We start from the raw sequence: 20383 nt of genomic DNA on the forward strand, positions 1-20383 counted from the left end.
CCGGATCTGGGCGCCCGTCACCAGCACGCGTCTCAGCCGCCGAGCCCCCACGCGGCACCCATCCGGTACGCGGCACACAGGTTGACGTCGAGGAGGTACGCCCCGGCGGCCCCGCACTGCCCGGTCCCGCTCCCCGGATCGACGGGCTGCCCGTGCCCCATCCCGGTGATGCTGTACGTCTCCACGACGCCCCCACCACTCCCGTCCTCGTACACCTTGTGCGGATACCCGGCGACGGTGTCACTCACGTCCGCGGTCTGATCGGCCCCTCGCACATCGGTCCACTGCTCGACGAGGTCGGTCATGTTGACGGGCTTCACCGTGTAGTCGGCCGTCCCCTGGAAAGCGACCAGCGTCGGCCAGGGCCCGGCGTACCCCGGCCGCGCGGCCCGCACCCGGTCGCCCCACTGGTCCGCGGTCTGCGTCGCCCCGACGTACATGCACACATACGGCGACCCGGCGGCCTGCGCACACCCGTACGGCAGCCCGGCGACGATACCGCCGGCGGCGAACTTCTCCGGGTACGCGGCCATCATCACGGCGGCGAACCCGCCCCCGGCGGACAGCCCGGTGACGTACACCGGCCCTCCGGACACGTCCCCGACCTGCCGCTCCACCATCTGCGCGACGGACGCGGCCTCACCCTGACCGCGAGCGATGTCACCGCTCTGGAACCAGTTGAAGCACAGCGAGGCGTTGTTCGCGGACTGCTGCTGCGGCAGCACCACGGAGAACCCCCACCGGTCGGCGAGCTCCGTCCACCCGCTGCCGGTGCCGTACCCGGACGCGTTCTGCGTGCACCCGTGCAGCGCGACGACGACCGGCCGCCCGGCGGGCAGCCCGTCGGGGACGTACCGGAACATCCGCAGCGCGCCGGGGTTGGTGCCGAACCCGGTCACCTCCTGGAGCGAGGCGGCGGAGGCGGGCGAGGGAGTGAGGAGGACGGCGAGGAGTGCCGTCAGGACGGTGAGCAGGGTCGCGGCTCTGGTCTGTGTCATGCGGAGGGACCGTAGAAGCGTGAACGACCCGCCGATATGGGGTGGGACACCACAACGGACGCGTCCGTCATGGGTTCATCGAGCGGGTGGCCCCGCCTCGGTACGGAACTGCCGCACGAGCGTCCCCGGATCCCGGACGACCTGCCACAGGCCGATCGAGAGCAGCACCAGGCTGACCGCGAAGCACACCCAGAACACGAACTGGGCGCCCGTCGCCAGTTCGTGCGTCCCGCCGTCCTCGTAGAGGCAGTACGCCCGCGGCGGAAACGCCTCCGAGACGCCGACGCCTCCGTAGTACATGGAGCACGGGTCCTCGCCGGGGTCCTTGATCGTGTCGTCCGCCGTGACGACCAGCAGCCAGGCCAGTGCCGCCACCGGAACCGTGGCGAAGACGGTCATCCTCGTCCAGAGCGGCAGACGGGGATGGACGAGGAGCCCGTTCAGTGCGATCAGTACGACGCCGAACACCGCGGCGACGGCCACGGCCGCCAACGGTTCGTCGAACACCTCGTTCAGGAGCCAGACGACTCCCGCCACCGGGGGCGTGGTGAGCAGGGCGACCTTGACGCCAGGTGCGATACGCGGATGGAGGAGCAGGTACAGCGCGAGCCCGCACCCGACGAGGGCGACGAGTGTGATCACGGCTGCGGGGTGGCGGCGGGGTCCGTCTCCTCCTTCTTCCACGGCCCGACGCCGAGCTTCCCCGTGGTCCCGAGGTCGAGTTCCGGTACGACGGTCACGGGGTCGGCTCCGGGCCTGGCCCATACGCGCACGTACGGCGCGTTCACCGGTTCGCCGGACAGTGTGGTGTTGCGCCAGGCCAACTGGGCGACCGCGGTCTCCCCCGGTCCCAGCTCGACGGGTCGTGGGCTGCCGCCCCCGCCGGTGCCGGTGCTGATCTGGTCGGTGCCCTGGAGGATCCGTACGCCGTCCACGGTGTCGTGGTCCTCGTCCTGGATCTCGAGCTCCGGGTAACCGTTGAGCCGGTAGGGCTTGGTACCGCAGTTGACGAGGTGCAGGCCGACCACGCGCAGCCCCATGGCCGCGTCCCCCTGGTCGGCGTGGACCCGCACCCCCGACTTCGGGCACGGTCCGGAGGCGGACGGCGCCTCGTCGACGGGAACACCGCGCACCTTGACGACCTCCGCGCCCGTCACCTCCGGTGCCGTGGGGGCTGTCTCCGTCATGACGACGGTGCCCTTGACCGTCTTCCCCGGCCCGACCGCCTCGACGGTCCGCTCGGCGTTGTCGACCGCGCCTCCGGACGCCGAGCTGAATCCGATGGTCACCGTGTAAGTGGCGGCTTCCTTCCCCCGGTTGGTGACCTCGAACTCAGCGCTGTAGTCGGCGCTCGCACACCCGCTCTGCGGCCCCCAGGCGTACAGCGCGGTGACCTTCACGGGGTCCTCGACGGCGCCGCCGAGGGAGGGCAGGGGCAGCGGACTCGGCGTACCGGAGGGGGCGCCGACGGGTTCACCGGACGGCGTGCCGCCGTACCGCGAGAAGTCCGACGGGCACAGCTTCTCGGCTCTGACCCCGACATCGACGCCGTCACCGCCCGGCGACGCGTTCTGGGAACCACAGGACGCGAGTAACAGGGCACCGGCCAGCACGGCGGGGGCGGTACGGGAGAAAGGAGGCATCCGCCCACCTTCGGCGAGCGCCCGAGGCGCGGGCTGTGGCGGAGCCCACACCTCCGGTCACAGGGGTGTCACAGACCACTCTGACAACGCTTCTGGCAGGACAAAGGCCCCACCGCCCGAGAGCGGTGGGGCCTTGGCCCACATGGGTCGAAGGAGGTCCGGAAACCTCCCGATCGTGGAGATGGCGGGAATCGAACCCGCGTCCAACGGTGTGGAATCAGGGCTTCTCCGTGTGCAGTCCGCTGTGATTTTCTCGGCCCCGGCGATCACGCGAACAAGTCGCCGACGGGCCCAGTCACTGTTTGGTTTCCCTCTTCACCCCGTGACCGGGATCAAGGTTTAGTTCCCTAGCTGATGCCAGGATCCGGGTCGGGAACAGCCCCGGGCTGACACTTCGCAAGTCGCTACTTAGGCAGCGAGGGCGAAGGAATCGCGCTTGGTGTTGGCGATTATTTTTTGCGACATATGGTTTACGAGATCATTGCCGCTTCCTCGACACGCTTCCCCTGCTTCGACAGCCGCTGTCGAAACCGATCATCCCCATGTTGTGTTTTCAATCCTCCGGAAACCCGGAGGGGCGCGCACCCTCTGTGAGGTGCAGTGCCATCGTACGTGACTAGCGCACGACGATGCCAGCGTATTCCCGGCGGCCGCCCGCTGCCCCTACTGGCCCCGCTGCCTGCGCTTCGCCGCCGCGATGGCCCGGTCCGACTCCCGCCGGTCCTGCTTCTCGCGCAGGGTCTGGCGCTTGTCGTACTCCTTCTTGCCTCGCGCGAGCGCGATCTCGGCCTTGGCCCGGCCGTCCTTGAAGTACAGGGCGAGGGGCACGATCGTGTGACCCGTCTCCTGGGACTTGGCCTCCAGCTTGTCGATCTCCTCGCGGTGCAGGAGGAGCTTGCGCTTGCGGCGCGCGGAGTGGTTGGTCCAGCTGCCCTGGTGGTACTCCGGGATGTGGGCGTTGTGCAGCCACGCCTCGCCCCGGTCGATCTGGACGAAGCCGTCGGTCAGCGACGTCCGGCCCTCGCGCAGCGACTTGACCTCGGTGCCCATGAGCACCAGGCCCGCCTCGTAGGTGTCGATGATGGCGTAGTCGTGCCGGGCCTTCTTGTTCTGGGCGACGATCTTGCGCTTGCCGCCCTTCTCGCCGTCCCTGGCCTTCGCGGCGGCGCCGCCGCCCTGCTTGGGCTGGGACTCCTTGGGTACGTACATTCCCTTGCTCATAGTGCCGTCCATTTTCGCACTACGGAGGGGGTGCGGGGAAAGCCGATTAACGAGTCGGCCTACGACTCGCCGAGGCCGCTGAGTACCGTCTCGGCCCGCTCCAGGACACCCCGGTCGGCCTCCAGGTCGGGGGTGATGCCCCGGCCGTCGACGGCTCGCCCGGAGGGGGTGCGGTAGTGGCCGACGGTCAGCTCGGCGACGGCGCCGTCGGGCAGCCGGCTGGGCATCTGGACCGAGCCCTTGCCGAAGGTCCGGGAGCCCACGACGACCGCGCGGCCGCGGTCCTGCAGGGCGCCGGTGAGCAGCTCGGCGGCGCTCATCGTGCCGCCGTCGACGAGCGCGACGAGGGGACGGCGGGTGTCGCCGCCGGGTTCGGCGTGCAGCGCGCGCTGGTCGCCTTCGACGTCGTAGGTGGCGACCAGGCCGCCGTCGAGGAAGGCGGAGGCGGCGGTGACGGCCTCGGTGACCAGGCCGCCGGAGTTGCCCCGCAGGTCGAGGACGACACCGGTGGTGGCGGGGGCCCGGCGTACGGCGTCGCGGACCTCGTCTCCGGCGCCCTTGGTGAAGGAGGCGATCCTGATGACGGTGATGCCGCCGGGGAGTTCCCGAACCGTGACCGGGTCGACGGACAGCCGGGCGCGTCGCAGGGTGACGTCCCACGCGCGCGTGCCGCGCTCCAGGCCGAGCTTGACGGCCGTACCGGCGGGCTCGTCGGTGGCGTCGCCCCGCAGTAACGAGACGACCTCGGTGACCGGGCGCCCGTCGACCCGCGCTCCGTCGACGCTGCGCAGCCGGTCGCCCGCGCGGACCCCGGCGGTGGCGGCGGGCGATCCCGCCCGGACCTTCGTGACCTCGATACTGCCGTCCCGCTCGCGCCGCGCCCACAGCCCGACGCCGGTGTACGCGCCGTCGAGGGCCTCCTCGAACTCCTCGTACTCGCCCTGGGAGTAGACCGCGCCCCAGCGGTCGCCGCTGCGGCTGACCGCGCGCTCGGCGGCCTCCATGGGGGACTCGCCCGCGGCCAGCGCCTGGGCGGCCGCTTCGGCGACATCCTCGTGGCGGGCCGCCGGGGCGGCCGAACCGGCCGTACCGGCGGGGGATTTCCGGTCAGGGCCGGGCAGTGAGCCGGTCGCGGCACCGGCGACCAGGACACTCGCGAAGACCAATGTCAGGGCGGCCCCGCGGCCGAAGCGGCGGGGCTGACAGAACAGGTCACGACCTGACATGCCGGTGAGTCTAGGACAACGCGAAGGGGCCGTACGGTGCCTTGCCCGTACGGCCCCCTTGGCGTTGGTCACACCTTCAGATACTTGCGCAGCGCGAAGAACGCCGCCAACGCCGGCATCAGCAGGCTCGTCGCGAGGATGAGCGGCAGTTTCGTCAACACCGCGTCCCAGCCGATGAAGTTGATCAGGTTCAGCTTCTCCGACAGGGCCAGGCCGTGATCGATGATGAAGTACCGGGCGATCACCAGGAACCCGCACGCGACCGTGCCGCCGATGAGCCCGGCGACCGCGGCCTCCATGATGAACGGGGCCTGGATGTAGAAGCCCGAGGCGCCGACCAGCCGCATGATGCCGGTCTCACGCCGTCGGCTGAAGGCCGAGACACGCACGGTGTTGACGATCAGCATCAGCGCGACGACCAGCATCAGCGCCATCACCGCCCGCGCGGCCCAGTTCATCCCGTTGAGCAGCCCGAAGAGGTTGTCCAGGATGCCCTTCTGGTCCTGCACGGACTGCACGCCGTCGCGCCCGTCGAAGGCGGTCGCGATGACCTCGTACTTCTCCGGGTCCTTCAGCTTGATGCGGTACGACTCCTGCATCTGGTCCGGCGTGAGCGAGGCGGCCAGCGGGGAGTCGCCGAACTGGTCCTTGTAGTGCTTGTACGCCTGGTCCTGGGACTCGTACGTCACCTTGTCGACGACCGTCATCTTGTCCAGGTCGGCGAGGATCTCCTTCTTCTGGTCCTCGGTGACCGCGCCCTTGGCGCAGTTGGGGTCGGACTCGGCGTCGCTCTTGTTGCAGAGGAAGACCGAGACGTTGACCTTGTCGTACCAGTAGCCCTTCATGGTGTTGACCTGATCGCTCATCAGGAGCGATCCGCCGAACAGGGCGAGCGACAGGGCGACGGAGACGATGACGGCGAACGTCATGGTCAGATTGCGGCGGAGACCGACACCGATCTCGGACAGTACGAACTGGGCGCGCATGGCGTCTGCTTCAGGCCTTTCCGTGGGTCCGGGTCAGTGCTGGTAGCCGTAGACGCCGCGTGCCTGGTCGCGGACGAGGCGGCCCGTCTCCAGCTCGATGACGCGCTTGCGCATCTGGTCCACGATGTTCTGGTCGTGCGTGGCCATGACGACGGTGGTGCCGGTGCGGTTGATCCGGTCGAGCAGCTTCATGATGCCGACGGAGGTCTGCGGGTCGAGGTTGCCGGTGGGCTCGTCCGCGATGAGCAGTTTGGGGCGGTTGACGAACGCGCGCGCGATGGCCACGCGCTGCTGCTCACCACCGGAGAGCTCACCGGGCATCCGGTCCTCCTTGCCGCCGAGCCCGACGAGGTCGAGCACCTGCGGCACGGACTTGCGGATCTCGCCGCGCGACTTGCCGATGACCTCCTGCGCGAAGGCCACGTTCTCGGCGACCGTCTTGTTCGGCAGCAGCCGGAAGTCCTGGAACACCGTCCCCAGCTGGCGGCGCATCTGGGGCACCTTCCAGTTGGAGAGGCGTGCGAGGTCCTTGCCCAGGACGTGCACCTGTCCGTGGCTGCACCGCTCCTCGCGGAGGATCAGCCGCAGGAAGGTGGACTTTCCGGAGCCGGAGGACCCCACGAGGAACACGAACTCGCCCTTCTCCACTTCCAGGGACACATCCCTGAGTGCGGGGCGGGTCTGCTTGGGGTAGACCTTGGAGACGTTGTCGAATCGGATCACGGATGCACCACGGGTCGCCGGGGGTAGATGAGCGTGACCATACGCGAACCGGGGGCGGGGGCGCAGTCGCCGGGAGGGGTTGCGCGAGGCTTGTGCGTTTTTGTCGCCGGTTGGGACGGCTGCGCACGCGGGCGCACGCGACCGCGGCACCTCTCGGCCGCGAAACGGGCTCCCCGCGTCTCTCCGGGTCTCTCCGGGTCTCTCCGGGAGACGTGACGCGGCATGCGCGGGAACCTGGCACAGTGGAGTGGGGAACGTTTGCGTACCGGCGAGCGTTGGATATGAGGAACCGGCGGCTAGGAGGGTGGCGCATGACGTACGACCGGCTGGTGTGCGCGAACTGTGCCGCGCCCGTGAGTGAGGGCCGCTGCCCCGTGTGCCGGGCGAACCGAGAGCGGCTCCAGCAGGAGAACCCCTTCGCGGGCCTGAACCCGATGACGCTGATCGCCCTGCTGGCGGTGCTGATCGCCGCGGTGGCACTGCTGGCGCACCAGACGGTCTAGGCGGCGCCGACCCGTAAGCGGACATGCCGAGGGGCCCGGAGCGAAGCACGCTCCGGGCCCCTCGGCCGTTACGACGTGAGTCACACGGCGTGGACGATCGGCTACCGTCAGGCAGCCGCACCGCCGCGGCCGCCCACGAGGCGCGGCAGGATGCGGAAGCCCACACCGCCGGCGATCATCGTGGCGGCGCCGACCAGCAGGAACGCGGTCTGAGCGGCACCCGTCTCGGCGAGCTCGTCACCGCCGCCCTGGGCCGAGGTGCTGGCGCCCGTGCCGGTGCCGGTGCTGTCCGTACCGGTGTCGGTCAGGGACGAGGAGCCCTCCTCCTGGGTGGAGGTGCCACCGTCGGGGTCGGTGTTGTTGCCCCCGCCGTTGTTGCCGTTCCCGTTGCCGTTGCCGTTCCCATTGCCGTTGCCGTTCCCGTTACCCGGGTCGGTCGGCTCGGTGGTCGGCTCCTCGGTGGGCTCCTGCGGCTCCGTCGGCTCCTCGGTGGGGATGCCCGGGTCCGTGGGCTCCTCGGTGGGGATGCCCGGGTCCGTCGGGAGGTCGGTCGGCGGGTCGGTGGGGACCGGCGGGTCGGTCGGGTCCTCGTCCGCGCACAGGAGACCGAGCAGGCAGTCGTCGCCCGGCCCCTCCGCAGCGGAAGCAGCACCGGCCGCCGTCAGCGAGGCACCGGCCGCGATGACGGCACCGGCCGCGAGGCGCGCGATACGGATCCGCGTCTTCTTGGTCATCTGGTTGCTACCCCCAGTAGCTGAATCGTCAGTGAGGCAGCGCTCAGGGGCCGGCCGTGATCGACGGGTAGCAGAACTTGAGCCCCCCGGTTCACATGCGCCCCAGAGATACGCATGCCACGCTTTACCCTTCCCATTTTTCAAGACATCGTCAAGGCCGTTGCGCGTGCGATGTCCAATTACGGGTTCTTTGCTGTGGGTTGGAAGCTGTGAGTGTGATGTAAAACCCAGACATGCGCACACAGAAAAGGCAACTGCCGTCCAGGTGACGGCAGTTGCCTTGTCGACAAAGTAACTTCGTTACTTCTCCTGCTGCTTACTTCTCCTGCTGCTTGCGCCAGCGAATTCCGGCTTCGAGGAAACCGTCGATCTCACCGTTGAACACGGCCTCGGGGTTGCCGACCTCGAACTCGGTGCGCAGGTCCTTGACCATCTGGTACGGGTGCAGCACGTACGACCGCATCTGGTTGCCCCAGGAGTTGCCGCCGTCGCCCTTGAGGGCGTCCATCTTGGCCTGCTCCTCCTGGCGGCGCCGCTCGAGCAGCTTGGCCTGGAGGACGTTCATCGCGGTGGCCTTGTTCTGGATCTGCGAGCGCTCGTTCTGGCAGGAGACGACGATGCCGGTGGGAAGGTGGGTGAGGCGCACCGCGGAGTCGGTGGTGTTAACGCCCTGGCCGCCGGGTCCGGACGAGCGGTACACGTCCACCCGCAGTTCGGACTCGTCGATCTCGATGTGGTCGGTCTGCTCGACCACGGGAAGCACCTCGACGCCCGCGAAGGAGGTCTGCCGGCGTCCCTGGTTGTCGAAGGGCGAGATCCGCACGAGGCGGTGGGTGCCCTGCTCGACCGAGAGGGTGCCGTAGGCGTACGGCACCTGCACGGAGAAGGTGGTCGACTTGATGCCGGCCTCTTCGGCGTACGACGTCTCGATGAGCTCGGTCTTGTAGCCCTTGGCCTCCGCCCAGCGCAGGTACATCCGCTGGAGCTTCTCCGCGAAGTCGGCGGCGTCGACGCCACCGGCCTCGGCACGGATGTTGACCAGCGCCTCGCGGGAGTCGTACTCACCGCTCAGGAGCGTACGGACCTCCATCTCGTCCAGCGCCTTCCGGACGGCGGCGAGCTCGGACTCGGCCTCGGCACGGGTGTCCGGGTCGTCCTCCTCCTCGGCCATCTCGAAGAGCACGGCGAGATCGTCGATCCGGCCACGCAGGGCTTCGGCCTTCCGCACCTCGGCCTGGAGGTGGGACAGCTTGCTGGTGATCTTCTGCGCCTCGTCCGGGTTGTCCCACAGGGACGGCGCGGCCGCCTGCTCCTCGAGCACGGCGATATCTGCCCTCAGCTTGTCGAGGTCCAGAACGGCCTCGATCGACTCCATGGTCGAGGAGAGGGACTTGAGCTCTTCGGATACATCGACGACTGCCACGCCTCCAGCGTAACGGCTCCGCCAAGCGGGGAGGTCCGGCTGCTGTCGCCCCGGCATCGCCGGGGCGCGGCGGAAAGCCCTACGGCGACGCCGGTGCCGAATTGTTCGTGTCCTGCGGAGTCGCCCCGGCGTCGTCGTCCGACGTCACCAGCCACGCCCCCCACACCGGCCACCGCCCCCCCCAGCACCAACCAGCGCCACCACCCCCACATCGCCGCCAGCCGGACGGAAAGCCCTACGGCGACGCCGGTGCCGAATTGTTCGTGTCCTGCGGAGTCGCCCCGGCGTCGTCGTCCGACGTCACCAGCCACGCCCCGACACCGGCCGCGGCCACCAGCGCCACCGCCGCCGCGCCAAGCGCCACCCGGCGTCGCCGCGCAGCCGCGCGGTGGCGGGCGGAACCCGGTCGCGGCGCTCCCGGCGCCCGCGGCACCCGGGCCGTGCCGCGTGCCCCGCCGGCCAGCTCGTCCGGTCCCGGCACCCTCATCGACGTGTGCGTGTCCCGGTTGGAGTCGGCCGGCTTCGCGCCCGGCACCAGCGGGACGGCACCCCGGCGCCGCACCTGCTCCCCCGCCGGCGCCGCTTCCTCCGCCGCCGGCGCCTCGTCCTCCGCCGGCTCCGCGTCCGGCTCGTCCACGTCCAGCGGCGGCATCCCGGCGACCAGCGGCAGCAGCTCCCGCAGCCGCACCCCGAGCTCCGAGGCCCGCAGCCGCGAGGCCGGTGCCTTCGCCAGGCACTGGACGATCAGCTGCCACAGTTCGTCGGGGATGCCGGGAAGGGGCGCCACCGTCTCGGTGACGTGGCGGCGCAGCACCGCGCCCGGGTGGCCGCCGCCGAACGGCGTGAAGCCCGCCAGCAGCTCGTACAGGACCGTCGCGAGGGCGTAGATGTCGACCGCGGCCCGCGGCGGGAGGCCCTCCACGATCTCCGGCGCCAGGTAGTCCGGCGTGCCGATGATCTTCGTCGCACGGGTCCGGCGCGGCGAGTCGATGAGTTTCGCCACACCGAAGTCCGTCAGCAGGGCCGGGTGGGAGCCGCCCGGCCCCAGCAGGCCCTGCATGTCCAGCAGGACGTTCTCCGGCTTCACGTCCCGGTGCACGACCCCGGCCGCGTGCGCCGCCGCCAGCCCGTCCGCGACGTCGGCGACGATCGCCACGGCGGCCTCCGGCGCGAGCCGGCGGTCGCGGTCGAGCCGGGTGCGCAGGTCGGTGCCCCGGACCAGGTCCATGACCAGCGCGAGGTCGTTGCCGTCGACCACGAGGTCGCGGACGGAGACCACGTTCGGGTGCTCCAGGCCGAGCAGGGCCGTGCGCTCCTGAACGAAGCGTCCGACGAGTTCCTGGTCGGACGCGAGATCCTCGCGCAGCAGCTTGATGGCGACGGGCCCCTCGGGCCCCTCGCCCAGCCACACCGTGCCGGCGCTGCCCCGCCCCAGGATCTGGTTGGCGGTGTACCGGCTGCCGATCTTCCGTGCCAAGGCTGCTCCTACAGACGCGTGTGTCGCTAAAACTACGCGTCCGAAGAGCCAACCTTCACCGCCGAGGCGGAAATCACCCGCCAGGTGTCGACAAATAACCAAACCAGCGGAACGGGCACGGCCTTCGGTCAGTTCGTGCCGGAGCCCGAGCCCGAGCCGCCCAGTTCCCCGATCCACCCGGTCACGGTGTTGAACCAGTCGGTCAGCTGGTCCCAGTAGCCCTTGCCCGTGCCGATCCACTCCTGCAGCGGGCTCAGCTCCCAGACGAGCCAGCCCGCGACGAAGAGGATGACGATCGTGAACAGGCAGCCCTTGAGGCAGCCGAGCCCCGGGATGCGCATCGGGTTGGCGCTGCGCTGCCGCGGCTGCCGCGGTTCGCGCTGCGGCCGCTGCCGCTCCGGCGGGGGCGGCGGCGGGGCGTATCGCTGGGGCTGCTGCTGCGGCTGGCGCGCCGGGGCGTACGGCTGCGGCTGGTGCTGCTGCGGATGGCCGTAACCGCCCTGCGGCCCGCGCTGCGGCGGCCGCTGCTGCTGGGGCTGCTGCTGCGGGCGGGCGACCTGGCGCTGGGGCCGGCGGCGCAGCGGGTCCTGGTTGGGGTCGAGGTACTGGACCTGAGTCTGTTCGTTGCGGTCCCGGGCGGCGCGCAGCTGGTTCTGCCAGGGGTGCGGGTCCTCGGGGCCGGGTCCGCCGGGCTGCCCCTGCGGCACCGGCGGCATGACGGCCGTCGGGTCCGCGGCGCCGGGGCCGCCGGTGTGCGGCAGGACGGCCGTGGGGTCGGCCGCGCCCGCCGGGCCCGGGGCGCCGGTGTGCGGCATGACGTTGGTCGCGGCGTTCGGGTCGAAGGAGCCCGCGCCGTGCGGCAGCACCTGCGTGGGGTCGGCCGAGCCGGGCACCGTGGCCGGGGCCGGGTCCGGGGCGAGCAGGGCGGCGACGCCCTCGGCCGCGGCGATCTGCGCGGAGTTCGCGTGCACGCCCACGCCCTCGGCGACGACGCGCAGGCCGCGGGCGAGGTTCTCGGCGCTGGGCCGCTCGTCGGGGTTCTTGCGCAGGCAGCGTTCTATGACCGTCCACAGCGGGTCGGGGACCGTGGAGGGGCGGCGCGGCTCGGCGCTCAGGTGCTGGTGCAGGACCTCCAGGGCGGAGCCGCCGCCGAACGGCGGGCGTCCGGTGACCAGCTCGTACAGCAGGATGCCGGCGCCGTAGATGTCGACGGCGGAGGTCTGCGGGCGGCCCTCGGCGGACTCGGGCGCGACGTACGCGGGCGTGCCGACGAACTCGTGGGTGCGGGTCAGGCCCGGCGAGTCGGCGAGGCGGGCGATGCCGAAGTCGGTCAGCAGCGGGTGCATCTGGCCGCCGTTCTGCTGGAGCAGGACGTTGGCGGGCTTGAGGTCGCGGTGGACGACGCCGTCGGCGTGGCTGGCGGCCAGCGCGTCGGCGATCTGCGCGGTGAGCAGGGCGGCGGCGACCGGGGTGAAGGGGCCGTTCTCGCGCAGGTAGCGGTGCAGGTCGGGGCCCTCGACGAGGTCCATGACCAGGGCCAGCAGCTCACCCTCGACGACCAGGTCACGGACCCGGACGATGTTCGGATGGGTCAGCCTGAGCAGGACGGACCGCTCGCGCAGGAACCGCATGACGATGTCCGCGTCGCTGGCGAGCTCCTCCTTGAGGACCTTGATCGCGACGGTCTCGCCGGGCTGCCCCGGCACTGCCGCCTCGGCGCCCGCGGTCTCCCGCTGGCGCGCCCGCCAGACGGTCCCCGTGGCGCCGCGACCCAGCGGCTCCTCGAGGAAGTACTTGCTGCCTACCGGCCGCACGTCGCGCTCCCTGCTGCTTGCCTACGTTCCGACCCACTGTAGTGCCGTGCCCCGGGGCACCGGCCTGTCCTCTTTCTGTGCGTCTTACGTACGGCTTCCCGTACATGTTCGAAGGAAAGACGCTTTGCTCTGTCTCGTGGTTGCCGCAAGCGGACGTGACCGATCTCAAGCGATCGCCGGTAAGTCAACTGTCAGGCACTTTTGCGGGCAGAGCCGACCAATCAAGATCACTTGCCTTCGGGCGGGGGGCGCGTTGTCAGTGGCAGGTGCGAGGATGCGTGCAGTACTGGCCGATGTGCTCGTGCGGGGTGGGGAGACCCATCGGACGGGCCCTGGTCCGCGCCCGCGCAGAAGGGACCGCTGACGCCGATGCAGATCCGGCTGACCGTCGTAGACCCGCTGGCCCCGCCGGCCCGGGGCCGCGCCGCGAGCTGCGACGTGCTGGTCACGGCGCCCGCGGGCACGGCCCTGGCCGCGGTGGCGTCGGCGCTCGCCTCCGCGGTGTCCGGCGACGGGGCCGCCTCCCGTGCGGCCGAGACGGAGCGCGGGGGCGGACCGGTCGTGCTGTACGCGGGCACGGAGCGGCTCGACGACCGGCGCAGCACTCTCGGCGAACCTCCGCTGATAGACGGCGCGGTGCTGTCCCTGGGCGCCCCGGCGGCGCCCGAGCCCCATCCCGAGCTGGACGACGCCCCGACCCAGCTCCATGTCGTCGCGGGCCCGGACGCGGGCGGTGTCCATCTGCTGCACGGCGGCGAGATCCGCATCGGCCGCTCCGCCGACGCCGACGTCCCGCTCGACGACCCGGACGTCTCGCGCCTGCACTGCGCGGTCACGGTCGCCGCGGACGGCCGCGTCTCGGTCGCCGACCTCGGCTCCACCAACGGCACGACGCTGGACGGCTCCCGTCTGACCACCCGCCCGGTGCGCTTCGCGCCGGGCGCGCTGCTGCGGATCGGCGAGTCGGCCCTGCGGCTGACTCCGGCCGCAGGACCGGGGGCACGGGTGCCCACGGAACCGGACGGGGAGGGGCATGTGCGCGTCCTCGCCGGGGACGCGCCGGGCGTTCCGGCCGACGCCGCGGTGCCGCACGCGCGCGTGGCGGACGGCGGCGATGCGGCCATGTCCCCGGGAAGCCGCTCGGCCGCCCAGGGACACGGTCCGGTCGAGCCGCCCATCGTGCCGGTGCAGGGCGGCGCACCGCGGATCGAACGGCACGGCACCTCCGAGCGGCCGCTTCCGGCACCGCGCGGGGGCGACACGCATGGCGCGGGCCTCGGCGCGGGCGCGCTGGGCGGCCCTACGGCTTCTTCTCCCGCGGTTTCTTCTCCCGCAGCTTCTTCTCCTGCGACCGCACAGGCCGCGTCGGCGGACGGCACCCTCGGCGGCACCCGCAAAGGCACCCCGCTGCGCGGCACCGACGTACCGCAGGGCGTGCGCAGGCGTGGCGGGCTGACCGCGTGGGCGCGGCGACTGGCCGGCGGGCGCGCGGAGCACGAGGCGGCGCCCGACGAGGTGTACGACGTCGACGAGCCGGCCGAGGCCTCCGGACAGCCCTCGGCGGCGTCCGGACCCCGTCAGCCGGAGACCTGGCCCGACCCGGCGTCCCTGCTGCTGACGGCACTGGGCCCCGGACCCCGGCTGTGGGAGCGCCTCCCGGGCCATGCGGAGGCGCTCACGGTGCGGCTCGGCACGGCCGACCGGGCGGCACCCGACGGCTCGGGGCTGCTGCCCGCCGTGCCGGTGACCACGGATCTGCGGGAGGTCGGGGCGCTGGGCCTGGCCGGTCCGCGCGAGCGGCTCGCCGGGCTGGCCCGCGCGGTGCTCGCCCAGCTCGCCGCGCTGCACTCGCCCGACGCCCTGCAAGTGGTCCTGATCAGCATGGACCGCGCACGCCCCCTGGAAGAGCGGACCGCCGAGTGGGGCTGGCTGGGCTGGCTCCCGCATGTCCGCCCCGGGCACGGGCAGGACTGCCGCCTCCTGCTGGCCTACGACCGCGAACAGGCGACGGCCCGCACGGAGGAGCTGCTGAGGCGGCTGGACGACATGGCGGCGGAGACGGACGGCCACTCGGCCGTTTCGGCCGTGCGGACCGCGCCGGACGGCCAGGACCCTGCCCGGCGTACCGTCCGGCGGCCTTCCTGGGCGCGGGACGACGGACCGGCCGACGGGGCGGACGGCTCCTTCGGCCCGTACACCGTCGTCGTCGTGGACGGTGACCCCGGGGGCGCCGATGTGCGCGAGGCCGTGGCCCGGCTGGCGCTGGAGGGGCCCCGGGCCGGGATACACGTGATGTGCCTCGCCGAGACGGCTTCGGCGTCGCCCGCGTCCCCGGTCACGGAGACGTACGAGGCGGCGTGCGCGGTGTCGCCGGCGTTCCGGGAGTGCGGCGCCGTCGCGCTGCTGAGCGGCGACGTGGCGACCGCGCTGCGGCTGATGCGGGTGGCGCGGGGCGAGACCGCCGAGCAGGGCGCCGTCGGGGACGGCTCCGCTCAGCGGCAGGACCCCGCCGCTGACGCCCGAGGTCCCGTCGGACACGGCACGGTCGCCGCGGTGGACGCCGTCTCGCTCGCCTGGGCGGAGCGGTTCGCGCGGGCGCTGGCGCCGTTGCGGACCGAGGGCGGCGCCGGGGAGCGGCACACGCGCGTGTCCGTGCCGTTGCCCCAGGCGGCGCGGCTGCTCGACGAGTTGGGGCTGGCGCGGGCCACACCGGCGTCGCTGATGGCGCGGTGGGCCGACTCGGCCGATGATCCCCGGGCCCTCGGCGGCCGGGCGTGCGCCGTGCTCGGGGCCGGGCCGCGCGGGCCGGTCGGCGCGGACCTCGGCGTGGACGGGCCGCATCTGCTGGTCGAGGGGCCGCCCGGCAGTGGACGTACGGAGCTGTTGCGGGCCGTCGTCGCCTCGCTCGCGGCGGCCGAGCGGCCGGACCGGCTGGGCGTGGTGCTGGTCGACGGCCGGGACAGCGTCGGCTCGGGCGGCGGGCACGGCGACGGGCTGCGGGCGTGCACCGACATACCGCATGTGACCACCCACCTGACCGCCAACGACCCCGTCCGCATGCGGGAGTTCGCCCAGTCGCTCAGCGCCGAGCTGAAGCGGCGGGCGGAGCTGCTCGGGCGGTCCGACTTCGCCGAGTGGCACACGGGGCGAGCCCTGTCGGGCCGTATGGTCACACAGCGCGCGGCGGCGGCCGGTGCCGGCAGCGGTGACCTCTCCGGGGACCTGGACAGCCCGCCCAGTTCCACGCTGCGGCTGCGGCCGGGCGCGGGGCGCAGGCAGGCCGAGGCCGTGCCGCCGCTGCCCCGGCTCGTCGTGGTCGTGGACGACCTGGACGCCCTGGTCTCGCCCGCGTTGGGCTCACCGGGCAGGCCCGCGGCGGGCTCGGTGATACGGGCGCTGGAGGCCGTGGCGCGGGACGGCGAGCGGCTCGGGGTGCATCTGGTGGCCGCCGCGGGCGTCGGGGGCCGTACGGCGGAGTCGGAGCCGGCACGGCGGGCGACGCTGCGGGTGACGCTGGACGCGGTGGCCGCGGGACCGGACGAGCCGGCGCCGGGACGGGGCCGGTTGAGCTGGGCGGACGGCAGAGCGGTGCCGTTCCAGGGCGGCCGGGTCACCGGGCGTATTCCGCGGACGGCGACGCTGCGGCCGACGGTCGTGCCGTTGGAGTGGCACCGGATGGGCGACCCGCCGGCCCGGCGCCAGGTGCGGGAGCTGGGGAACGGTCCTACGGATCTGGCGTTGCTGGCCAGTGCGGTGGAGCGGGCGGCGCGGGAGGTCGCGGCGACCGAGGTGCCGTCACTCCTGTAACGCGGTCCGCTGATTTCAGCCCGTCCGGGGATTGAGGACGGGGCCGTTCAGGCCGATAGCGGGGGTCTGGGGGCAGCGGCCCCCGGCGACGTTCGCCCCGACGCAGGGTGCCTGGTCACGAGGCGGTCACGATCCCCGGGTTGACACATGACGCGGTCTTGCCGCCCCCCAGACCAAGGCGTAGACCAGATCGCACGGGACAGCGCTCGAACGTTCGACGAGGCACGAAGAACGGGGCAGTGATGCACAGCACGAGCAGAAAGAACCGGACGAGCAGGGCCGCACGGACCGCGGCAGCCGTATGCGCGGGCGCCCTCGCGCTCGCACTCACCGCCTGCGGCGGCGACGGCGACGACAGCGGCAACGAACAGGGCGGCTCCGGCGAGGAGACCGCCGGCACCGTCACCCTTCCCAAGCTGAACGGCGAATCCCTCGAGGTCGCCGCCGTATGGACCGGTGCCGAGCAGGAGAACTTCAAGAAGGTCCTCGCGGAGTTCGAGAAGCGCACCGGCGCCAAGGTCACCTTCGTGCCCGCGCAGGACCCGATCATCAACTTCCTCGGCTCGAAGGTCGCGGGCGGCCAGCCGCCGGACGTCGCGATGCTCCCGCAGCCCGGCGCGATCAAGCAGGCCGTCGAGAAGAAGTGGGCCAAGCCCCTGGGCGCCGACGCGGTCAAGGAGCTGCAGGAGAACTACTCGCCGGGCTGGCAGAACATCGGCAAGGTCGACGGCAAGCAGTACGGCGTCTACTACAAGGCCGCCAACAAGTCGCTGATCTGGTACAACGCCCAGGTCTTCGAGAACGCGGGGGCGAGTGAGCCCAAGACGTGGGCCGAGTTGCTGACCACCGCCCAGACCGTCTACGACTCCGGCGTCACGCCGTTCTCCGTGGGCGGTGCCGAAGGCTGGACCCTCACCGACTGGTTCGAGAACGTCTATCTCTCCCAGGCCGGTCCCGAGAAGTACGACCAGCTCGCCAAGCACGAGATCAAGTGGACCGACGCGTCCGTGAAGGACGCGCTCACCACGCTCGCCCAGGTGTGGGGCAAGAAGGACTACGTGGCGGGCGGCGCGAGCGGCGCGCTCCAGACGGACTTCCCGGCCTCCGTCACGCAGACCTTCACCGGCGGCGACCAGCCGAAGGCCGCCATGGTCTACGAGGGCGACTTCGCACAGGTCAACATCACCCAGGCGAAGGCCGAGGTCGGCACGGACGCCAAGGTGTTCCCGTTCCCGACCGTCGGTGACACCGCGCCGGTCGTCTCCGGCGGCGACGCGGCCGTCATCCTCCAGGACTCCAAGGCCGCCCAGGCCCTGGCGACCTGGCTGGCCTCCCCGGACGCGGCGACGATCCAGGCGAAGCTCGGCGGCTACCTCTCGCCGAACAAGAACGTGGAGAACTCCGCGTACCCGAACGAGGTGCAGCGGAAGATCGCCAAGGCCCTGATCGATTCGGGCGACGACTTCCGCTTCGACATGTCCGACCAGGCCCCGCAGGCCTTCGGCGGCACCCCCGGCAAGGGTGAGTGGAAGGCCCTCCAGGACTTCCTGAAGAACCCGTCGGACATCGCGGGCACCCAGCAGAAGCTGGAGGCCGACGCGGCCGCGGCGTACGGAAACTGACGTCATGGCGTCCGCGGAAGCGGCAGGGGGCACCTCGCCCCCTGCCGCACCCAAGTCACGGAAGAGCGTGACCGGCACCCGCAGAACCGTGGCGGCGCTCTTCCTGCTGCCCGCGCTCGTGCTGCTCGGCGCGCTCGTGGTGTACCCGATCGGGTACTCGGTGATCCGCAGCTTCTACGACCAGTCCGGCGGCGGCTTCGCCGGATTCGACAACTACGAGGCGCTGTTCACGGACGACGGCATCCGCACCGCCCTGAAGAACAACGTCATCTGGGTGGTGTTCGCGCCGACGGTCGCCACCGCGCTCGGTCTGATCTTCGCGGTGCTCACCGAACGGGTGCGCTGGGGCACGGCGTTCAAGCTGGTCGTCTTCATGCCGATGGCGATCTCGATGCTGGCGGCGGGCATCATCTTCCGGCTCGTCTACGACCAGGACCCGGACAAGGGCGTCGCGAACGCGGTGTGGGTGGGCGTCCACGACACCTTCGCGCAGGCCTCGGCGTTCCCGAAGGCCCACCCGGGCCGCGAGTCGCCGCTCGAAGCCGCGCCGGGCGGCGGTTTCATCACCAAGGCCACCGTCAGCGCCGGCACCCCGGTCACCCTGCCCCTGGTCGGCGTCGCCCCCGACCAGATGCCGGACGACGCCGCCAAGGCCGTACCGGCGAAGGCCGAGCCGGGCAAGGTCACCGGCACCACCTGGCAGGACTTCACGCGCGGCAAGGGCGTCGGGACGCTCGGCGGGGTCGACGCGGCCGAGCAGGGCTATGCCGGGATGAAGATCGAGGCGGTCAAGGACGGCAAGGTCGTGGCCTCCACGAAGGCGGCCGACGACGGCACGTTCACACTGCCGGCCGCGGCGGACGGGGCACAGCTGAGGCTTCCGGCGGACAACTTCAAGGAGCCGTACAACGGCCTGGACTGGCTCGGTCCGTCGCTGGTCACCCCGTCCATCATCGGGTCGTACATCTGGATGTGGGCCGGTTTCGCGATGGTGCTGATCGCGGCGGGCCTCGCCGGCATCCCGCGCGATCTGCTGGAGGCGGCCCGGGTCGACGGCGCCAACGAGTGGCAGGTGTTCCGCAAGGTCACGGTGCCGCTGCTGGCGCCCGTCCTCGCGGTCGTCGCCGTCACCCTGATGATCAACGTGCTGAAGATCTTCGACCTGGTCTTCATCATCGCCCCGGGCTCCTCCCAGGACGACGCGAACGTCCTGGCGCTGGAGCTGTACCGCAAGGGCTTCTCCGAGGACCAGCCGGGCATCGCCAGCGCGATCTCGGTGTTCCTGCTGCTGCTGGTGATCCCGGTGATGTGGTTCAACATCCGTAGGCTGCGACGGGAGGTGCGGCGATGACCAAGGAGTCTCTCGGCTCCCGGCTGGCCTCCTTCGTCAGCGGCGGGCTGGTGCGGGTGTTCCTGATCGTCGTCGGCCTGTTCTGGCTGGTCCCGACGATCGGGCTGCTGCTGTCGTCGCTGCGCCCGCCGGAGGAGATGACGGCGAGCGGCTGGTGGGAGGTCTTCAGCAAGCCCTCCCAACTCACCTTCGAGAGCTACGACAAGCTGCTCGGCAACAGCGACATCACCGACTCGATCCTCAACACCGTGCTGATCACGGTCCCGGCGACGGTCCTCGTCGTCATCATCGGCGCGCTCGCGGGTTACGCGTTCGCGTGGATGGAGTTCCCGGGCCGCGACTGGTGGTTCCTCGGCGTGGTCGGCCTGCTGGTCGTGCCGGTGCAGGTGGCGCTGATCCCGATCGCCGAACTCTTCGGCAACATCGGCATCTTCGGCTCCCTGATCGGTGTGATCCTCTTCCACGTCGGCTTCGGGCTGCCGTTCGCGGTGTTCCTGCTGCGGAACTTCTTCGCGGAGATCCCAAGGGAGCTGCTGGAGGCGGCCCGGCTGGACGGCGCCGGTGAACTGCGCCTGTTCTTCCGCGTCGTGATGCCGCTCGGCGGTCCGGCGATCGCCGCGCTCGGCATCTTCCAGTTCCTGTGGGTGTGGAACGACATGCTGGTCGCGCTGATCTTCACGGATGCCGACAGCCAGCCGATCACGGTCGCACTGCAGACGCAGGTACGGCAGTTCGGCAACAACATCGACATCCTGGCGCCCGGCGCGTTCATCTCCATGGTGATCCCGCTGGTCGTGTTCTTCGCGTTCCAGCGGCAGTTCGTGTCCGGCGTGATGGCGGGCGCGGTCAAGTAGG

The 20383-nt window shown here is 71.5% G+C and carries 16 protein-coding genes and 1 other RNA gene; 5 read left to right on the plus strand and 12 right to left on the minus strand.

Going from position 1 to position 20383, the window contains the following annotated elements; genetic code table 11:
* Positions 1–32: 32 nt before the first annotated feature.
* The 8 genes from ACIRD7_RS13895 to ftsE all read right to left on the minus strand — a co-directional run bounded on the left by ACIRD7_RS13895 (position 33) and on the right by ftsE (position 6797).
* On the minus strand, positions 33–998 hold the full coding sequence (locus tag ACIRD7_RS13895) for an alpha/beta hydrolase family esterase (RefSeq protein WP_403453005.1): 966 nt from the start codon (positions 996–998) through the stop codon (positions 33–35).
* A 75-nt stretch (positions 999–1073) separates the two neighbouring features.
* A complete protein-coding gene (locus ACIRD7_RS13900; protein WP_403453006.1) occupies positions 1074–1640 on the minus strand; it encodes a hypothetical protein in 567 nt (188 codons plus the stop codon).
* Positions 1637–2641 (minus strand): DUF4232 domain-containing protein, encoded by a 1005-nt coding sequence (locus tag ACIRD7_RS13905; protein ID WP_403453007.1) that lies wholly within the window; start codon positions 2639–2641, stop codon positions 1637–1639. The genes ACIRD7_RS13900 and ACIRD7_RS13905 overlap by 4 nt, the downstream gene beginning before the upstream one ends.
* A gap of 173 nt (positions 2642–2814) precedes the next feature.
* Positions 2815–3183: a transfer-messenger RNA gene (gene ssrA, locus ACIRD7_RS13910) on the minus strand.
* A gap of 121 nt (positions 3184–3304) precedes the next feature.
* Entirely contained in the window at positions 3305–3850 is a 546-nt protein-coding gene (gene smpB, locus ACIRD7_RS13915; RefSeq protein ID WP_403453087.1) for an SsrA-binding protein SmpB, read from the minus strand.
* Positions 3851–3921: 71 nt separating this feature from the next.
* Complete coding sequence (locus ACIRD7_RS13920; protein ID WP_403453008.1) at positions 3922–5088, minus strand: S41 family peptidase; 1167 nt, start codon at positions 5086–5088, stop codon at positions 3922–3924.
* Positions 5089–5156: 68 nt separating this feature from the next.
* Positions 5157–6074, minus strand: a complete 918-nt coding sequence (gene ftsX, locus ACIRD7_RS13925; protein ID WP_403453009.1) for a permease-like cell division protein FtsX — start codon at positions 6072–6074, stop codon at positions 5157–5159.
* Between the two features lie 33 nt (positions 6075–6107).
* Positions 6108–6797 (minus strand): cell division ATP-binding protein FtsE, encoded by a 690-nt coding sequence (gene ftsE / locus ACIRD7_RS13930; RefSeq protein WP_365283432.1) that lies wholly within the window; start codon positions 6795–6797, stop codon positions 6108–6110.
* 311 nt (positions 6798–7108) lie between these two features.
* Here ftsE and ACIRD7_RS13935 point away from each other — a divergent pair, with 311 nt between their 5' ends.
* A complete protein-coding gene (locus tag ACIRD7_RS13935; protein WP_194045448.1) occupies positions 7109–7300 on the plus strand; it encodes a hypothetical protein in 192 nt (63 codons plus the stop codon).
* Positions 7301–7407: 107 nt separating this feature from the next.
* Here ACIRD7_RS13935 and ACIRD7_RS13940 read toward each other — a convergent pair whose 3' ends face one another.
* The 4 genes from ACIRD7_RS13940 to ACIRD7_RS13955 all read right to left on the minus strand — a co-directional run bounded on the left by ACIRD7_RS13940 (position 7408) and on the right by ACIRD7_RS13955 (position 12748).
* Positions 7408–8034: a hypothetical protein gene (locus tag ACIRD7_RS13940; protein WP_403453010.1), complete on the minus strand. Its 627-nt coding sequence runs from the start codon at positions 8032–8034 to the stop codon at positions 7408–7410.
* 316 nt (positions 8035–8350) lie between these two features.
* Complete coding sequence (gene prfB / locus ACIRD7_RS13945) at positions 8351–9457, minus strand: peptide chain release factor 2 (RefSeq protein WP_403453011.1); 1107 nt, start codon at positions 9455–9457, stop codon at positions 8351–8353.
* Positions 9458–9692: 235 nt separating this feature from the next.
* Positions 9693–10934, minus strand: coding sequence for a serine/threonine-protein kinase (locus ACIRD7_RS13950; protein WP_403453012.1), 1242 nt, complete (start codon positions 10932–10934; stop codon positions 9693–9695).
* A 128-nt stretch (positions 10935–11062) separates the two neighbouring features.
* Entirely contained in the window at positions 11063–12748 is a 1686-nt protein-coding gene (locus ACIRD7_RS13955; RefSeq protein WP_403453013.1) for a protein kinase, read from the minus strand.
* Positions 12749–13117: 369 nt separating this feature from the next.
* Between ACIRD7_RS13955 and ACIRD7_RS13960 the strand changes: the two genes are divergently transcribed.
* From ACIRD7_RS13960 to ACIRD7_RS13975, 4 genes are all read left to right on the plus strand, one after another.
* Complete coding sequence (locus ACIRD7_RS13960; protein WP_403453014.1) at positions 13118–16555, plus strand: FHA domain-containing protein; 3438 nt, start codon at positions 13118–13120, stop codon at positions 16553–16555.
* Positions 16556–16797: 242 nt separating this feature from the next.
* A complete protein-coding gene (locus ACIRD7_RS13965) occupies positions 16798–18177 on the plus strand; it encodes an ABC transporter substrate-binding protein (RefSeq protein WP_403453015.1) in 1380 nt (459 codons plus the stop codon).
* A 4-nt stretch (positions 18178–18181) separates the two neighbouring features.
* A complete protein-coding gene (locus ACIRD7_RS13970) occupies positions 18182–19528 on the plus strand; it encodes a carbohydrate ABC transporter permease (protein WP_403453016.1) in 1347 nt (448 codons plus the stop codon).
* Positions 19525–20382 (plus strand): carbohydrate ABC transporter permease, encoded by an 858-nt coding sequence (locus ACIRD7_RS13975; RefSeq protein ID WP_403453017.1) that lies wholly within the window; start codon positions 19525–19527, stop codon positions 20380–20382. The genes ACIRD7_RS13970 and ACIRD7_RS13975 overlap by 4 nt, the downstream gene beginning before the upstream one ends.
* Position 20383: the final 1 nt, after the last annotated feature.

It is taken from the genome of Streptomyces sp. NPDC093568 (assembly GCF_044764945.1).
GTDB lineage: Bacteria > Actinomycetota > Actinomycetes > Streptomycetales > Streptomycetaceae > Streptomyces.

Bases quoted from the DNA above. Each gene is read 5' to 3' on its own strand.
- ACIRD7_RS13895 (WP_403453005.1), bottom strand. From the start codon at position 998: ATGACACAGACCAGAGCCGCGACCCTGCTCACCGTCCTGACGGCACTC.
- ACIRD7_RS13905 (WP_403453007.1), bottom strand. From the start codon at position 2,641: ATGCCTCCTTTCTCCCGTACCGCCCCCGCCGTGCTGGCCGGTGCCCTG.
- smpB (WP_403453087.1), bottom strand. From the start codon at position 3,850: ATGTACGTACCCAAGGAGTCCCAGCCCAAGCAGGGCGGCGGCGCCGCC.
- ACIRD7_RS13920 (WP_403453008.1), bottom strand. From the start codon at position 5,088: ATGTCAGGTCGTGACCTGTTCTGTCAGCCCCGCCGCTTCGGCCGCGGG.
- ftsX (WP_403453009.1), bottom strand. From the start codon at position 6,074: ATGCGCGCCCAGTTCGTACTGTCCGAGATCGGTGTCGGTCTCCGCCGC.
- ACIRD7_RS13935 (WP_194045448.1), top strand. From the start codon at position 7,109: ATGACGTACGACCGGCTGGTGTGCGCGAACTGTGCCGCGCCCGTGAGT.
- ACIRD7_RS13940 (WP_403453010.1), bottom strand. From the start codon at position 8,034: ATGACCAAGAAGACGCGGATCCGTATCGCGCGCCTCGCGGCCGGTGCC.
- ACIRD7_RS13960 (WP_403453014.1), top strand. From the start codon at position 13,118: ATGCAGATCCGGCTGACCGTCGTAGACCCGCTGGCCCCGCCGGCCCGG.
- ACIRD7_RS13965 (WP_403453015.1), top strand. From the start codon at position 16,798: ATGCACAGCACGAGCAGAAAGAACCGGACGAGCAGGGCCGCACGGACC.
- ACIRD7_RS13970 (WP_403453016.1), top strand. From the start codon at position 18,182: ATGGCGTCCGCGGAAGCGGCAGGGGGCACCTCGCCCCCTGCCGCACCC.
- ACIRD7_RS13975 (WP_403453017.1), top strand. From the start codon at position 19,525: ATGACCAAGGAGTCTCTCGGCTCCCGGCTGGCCTCCTTCGTCAGCGGC.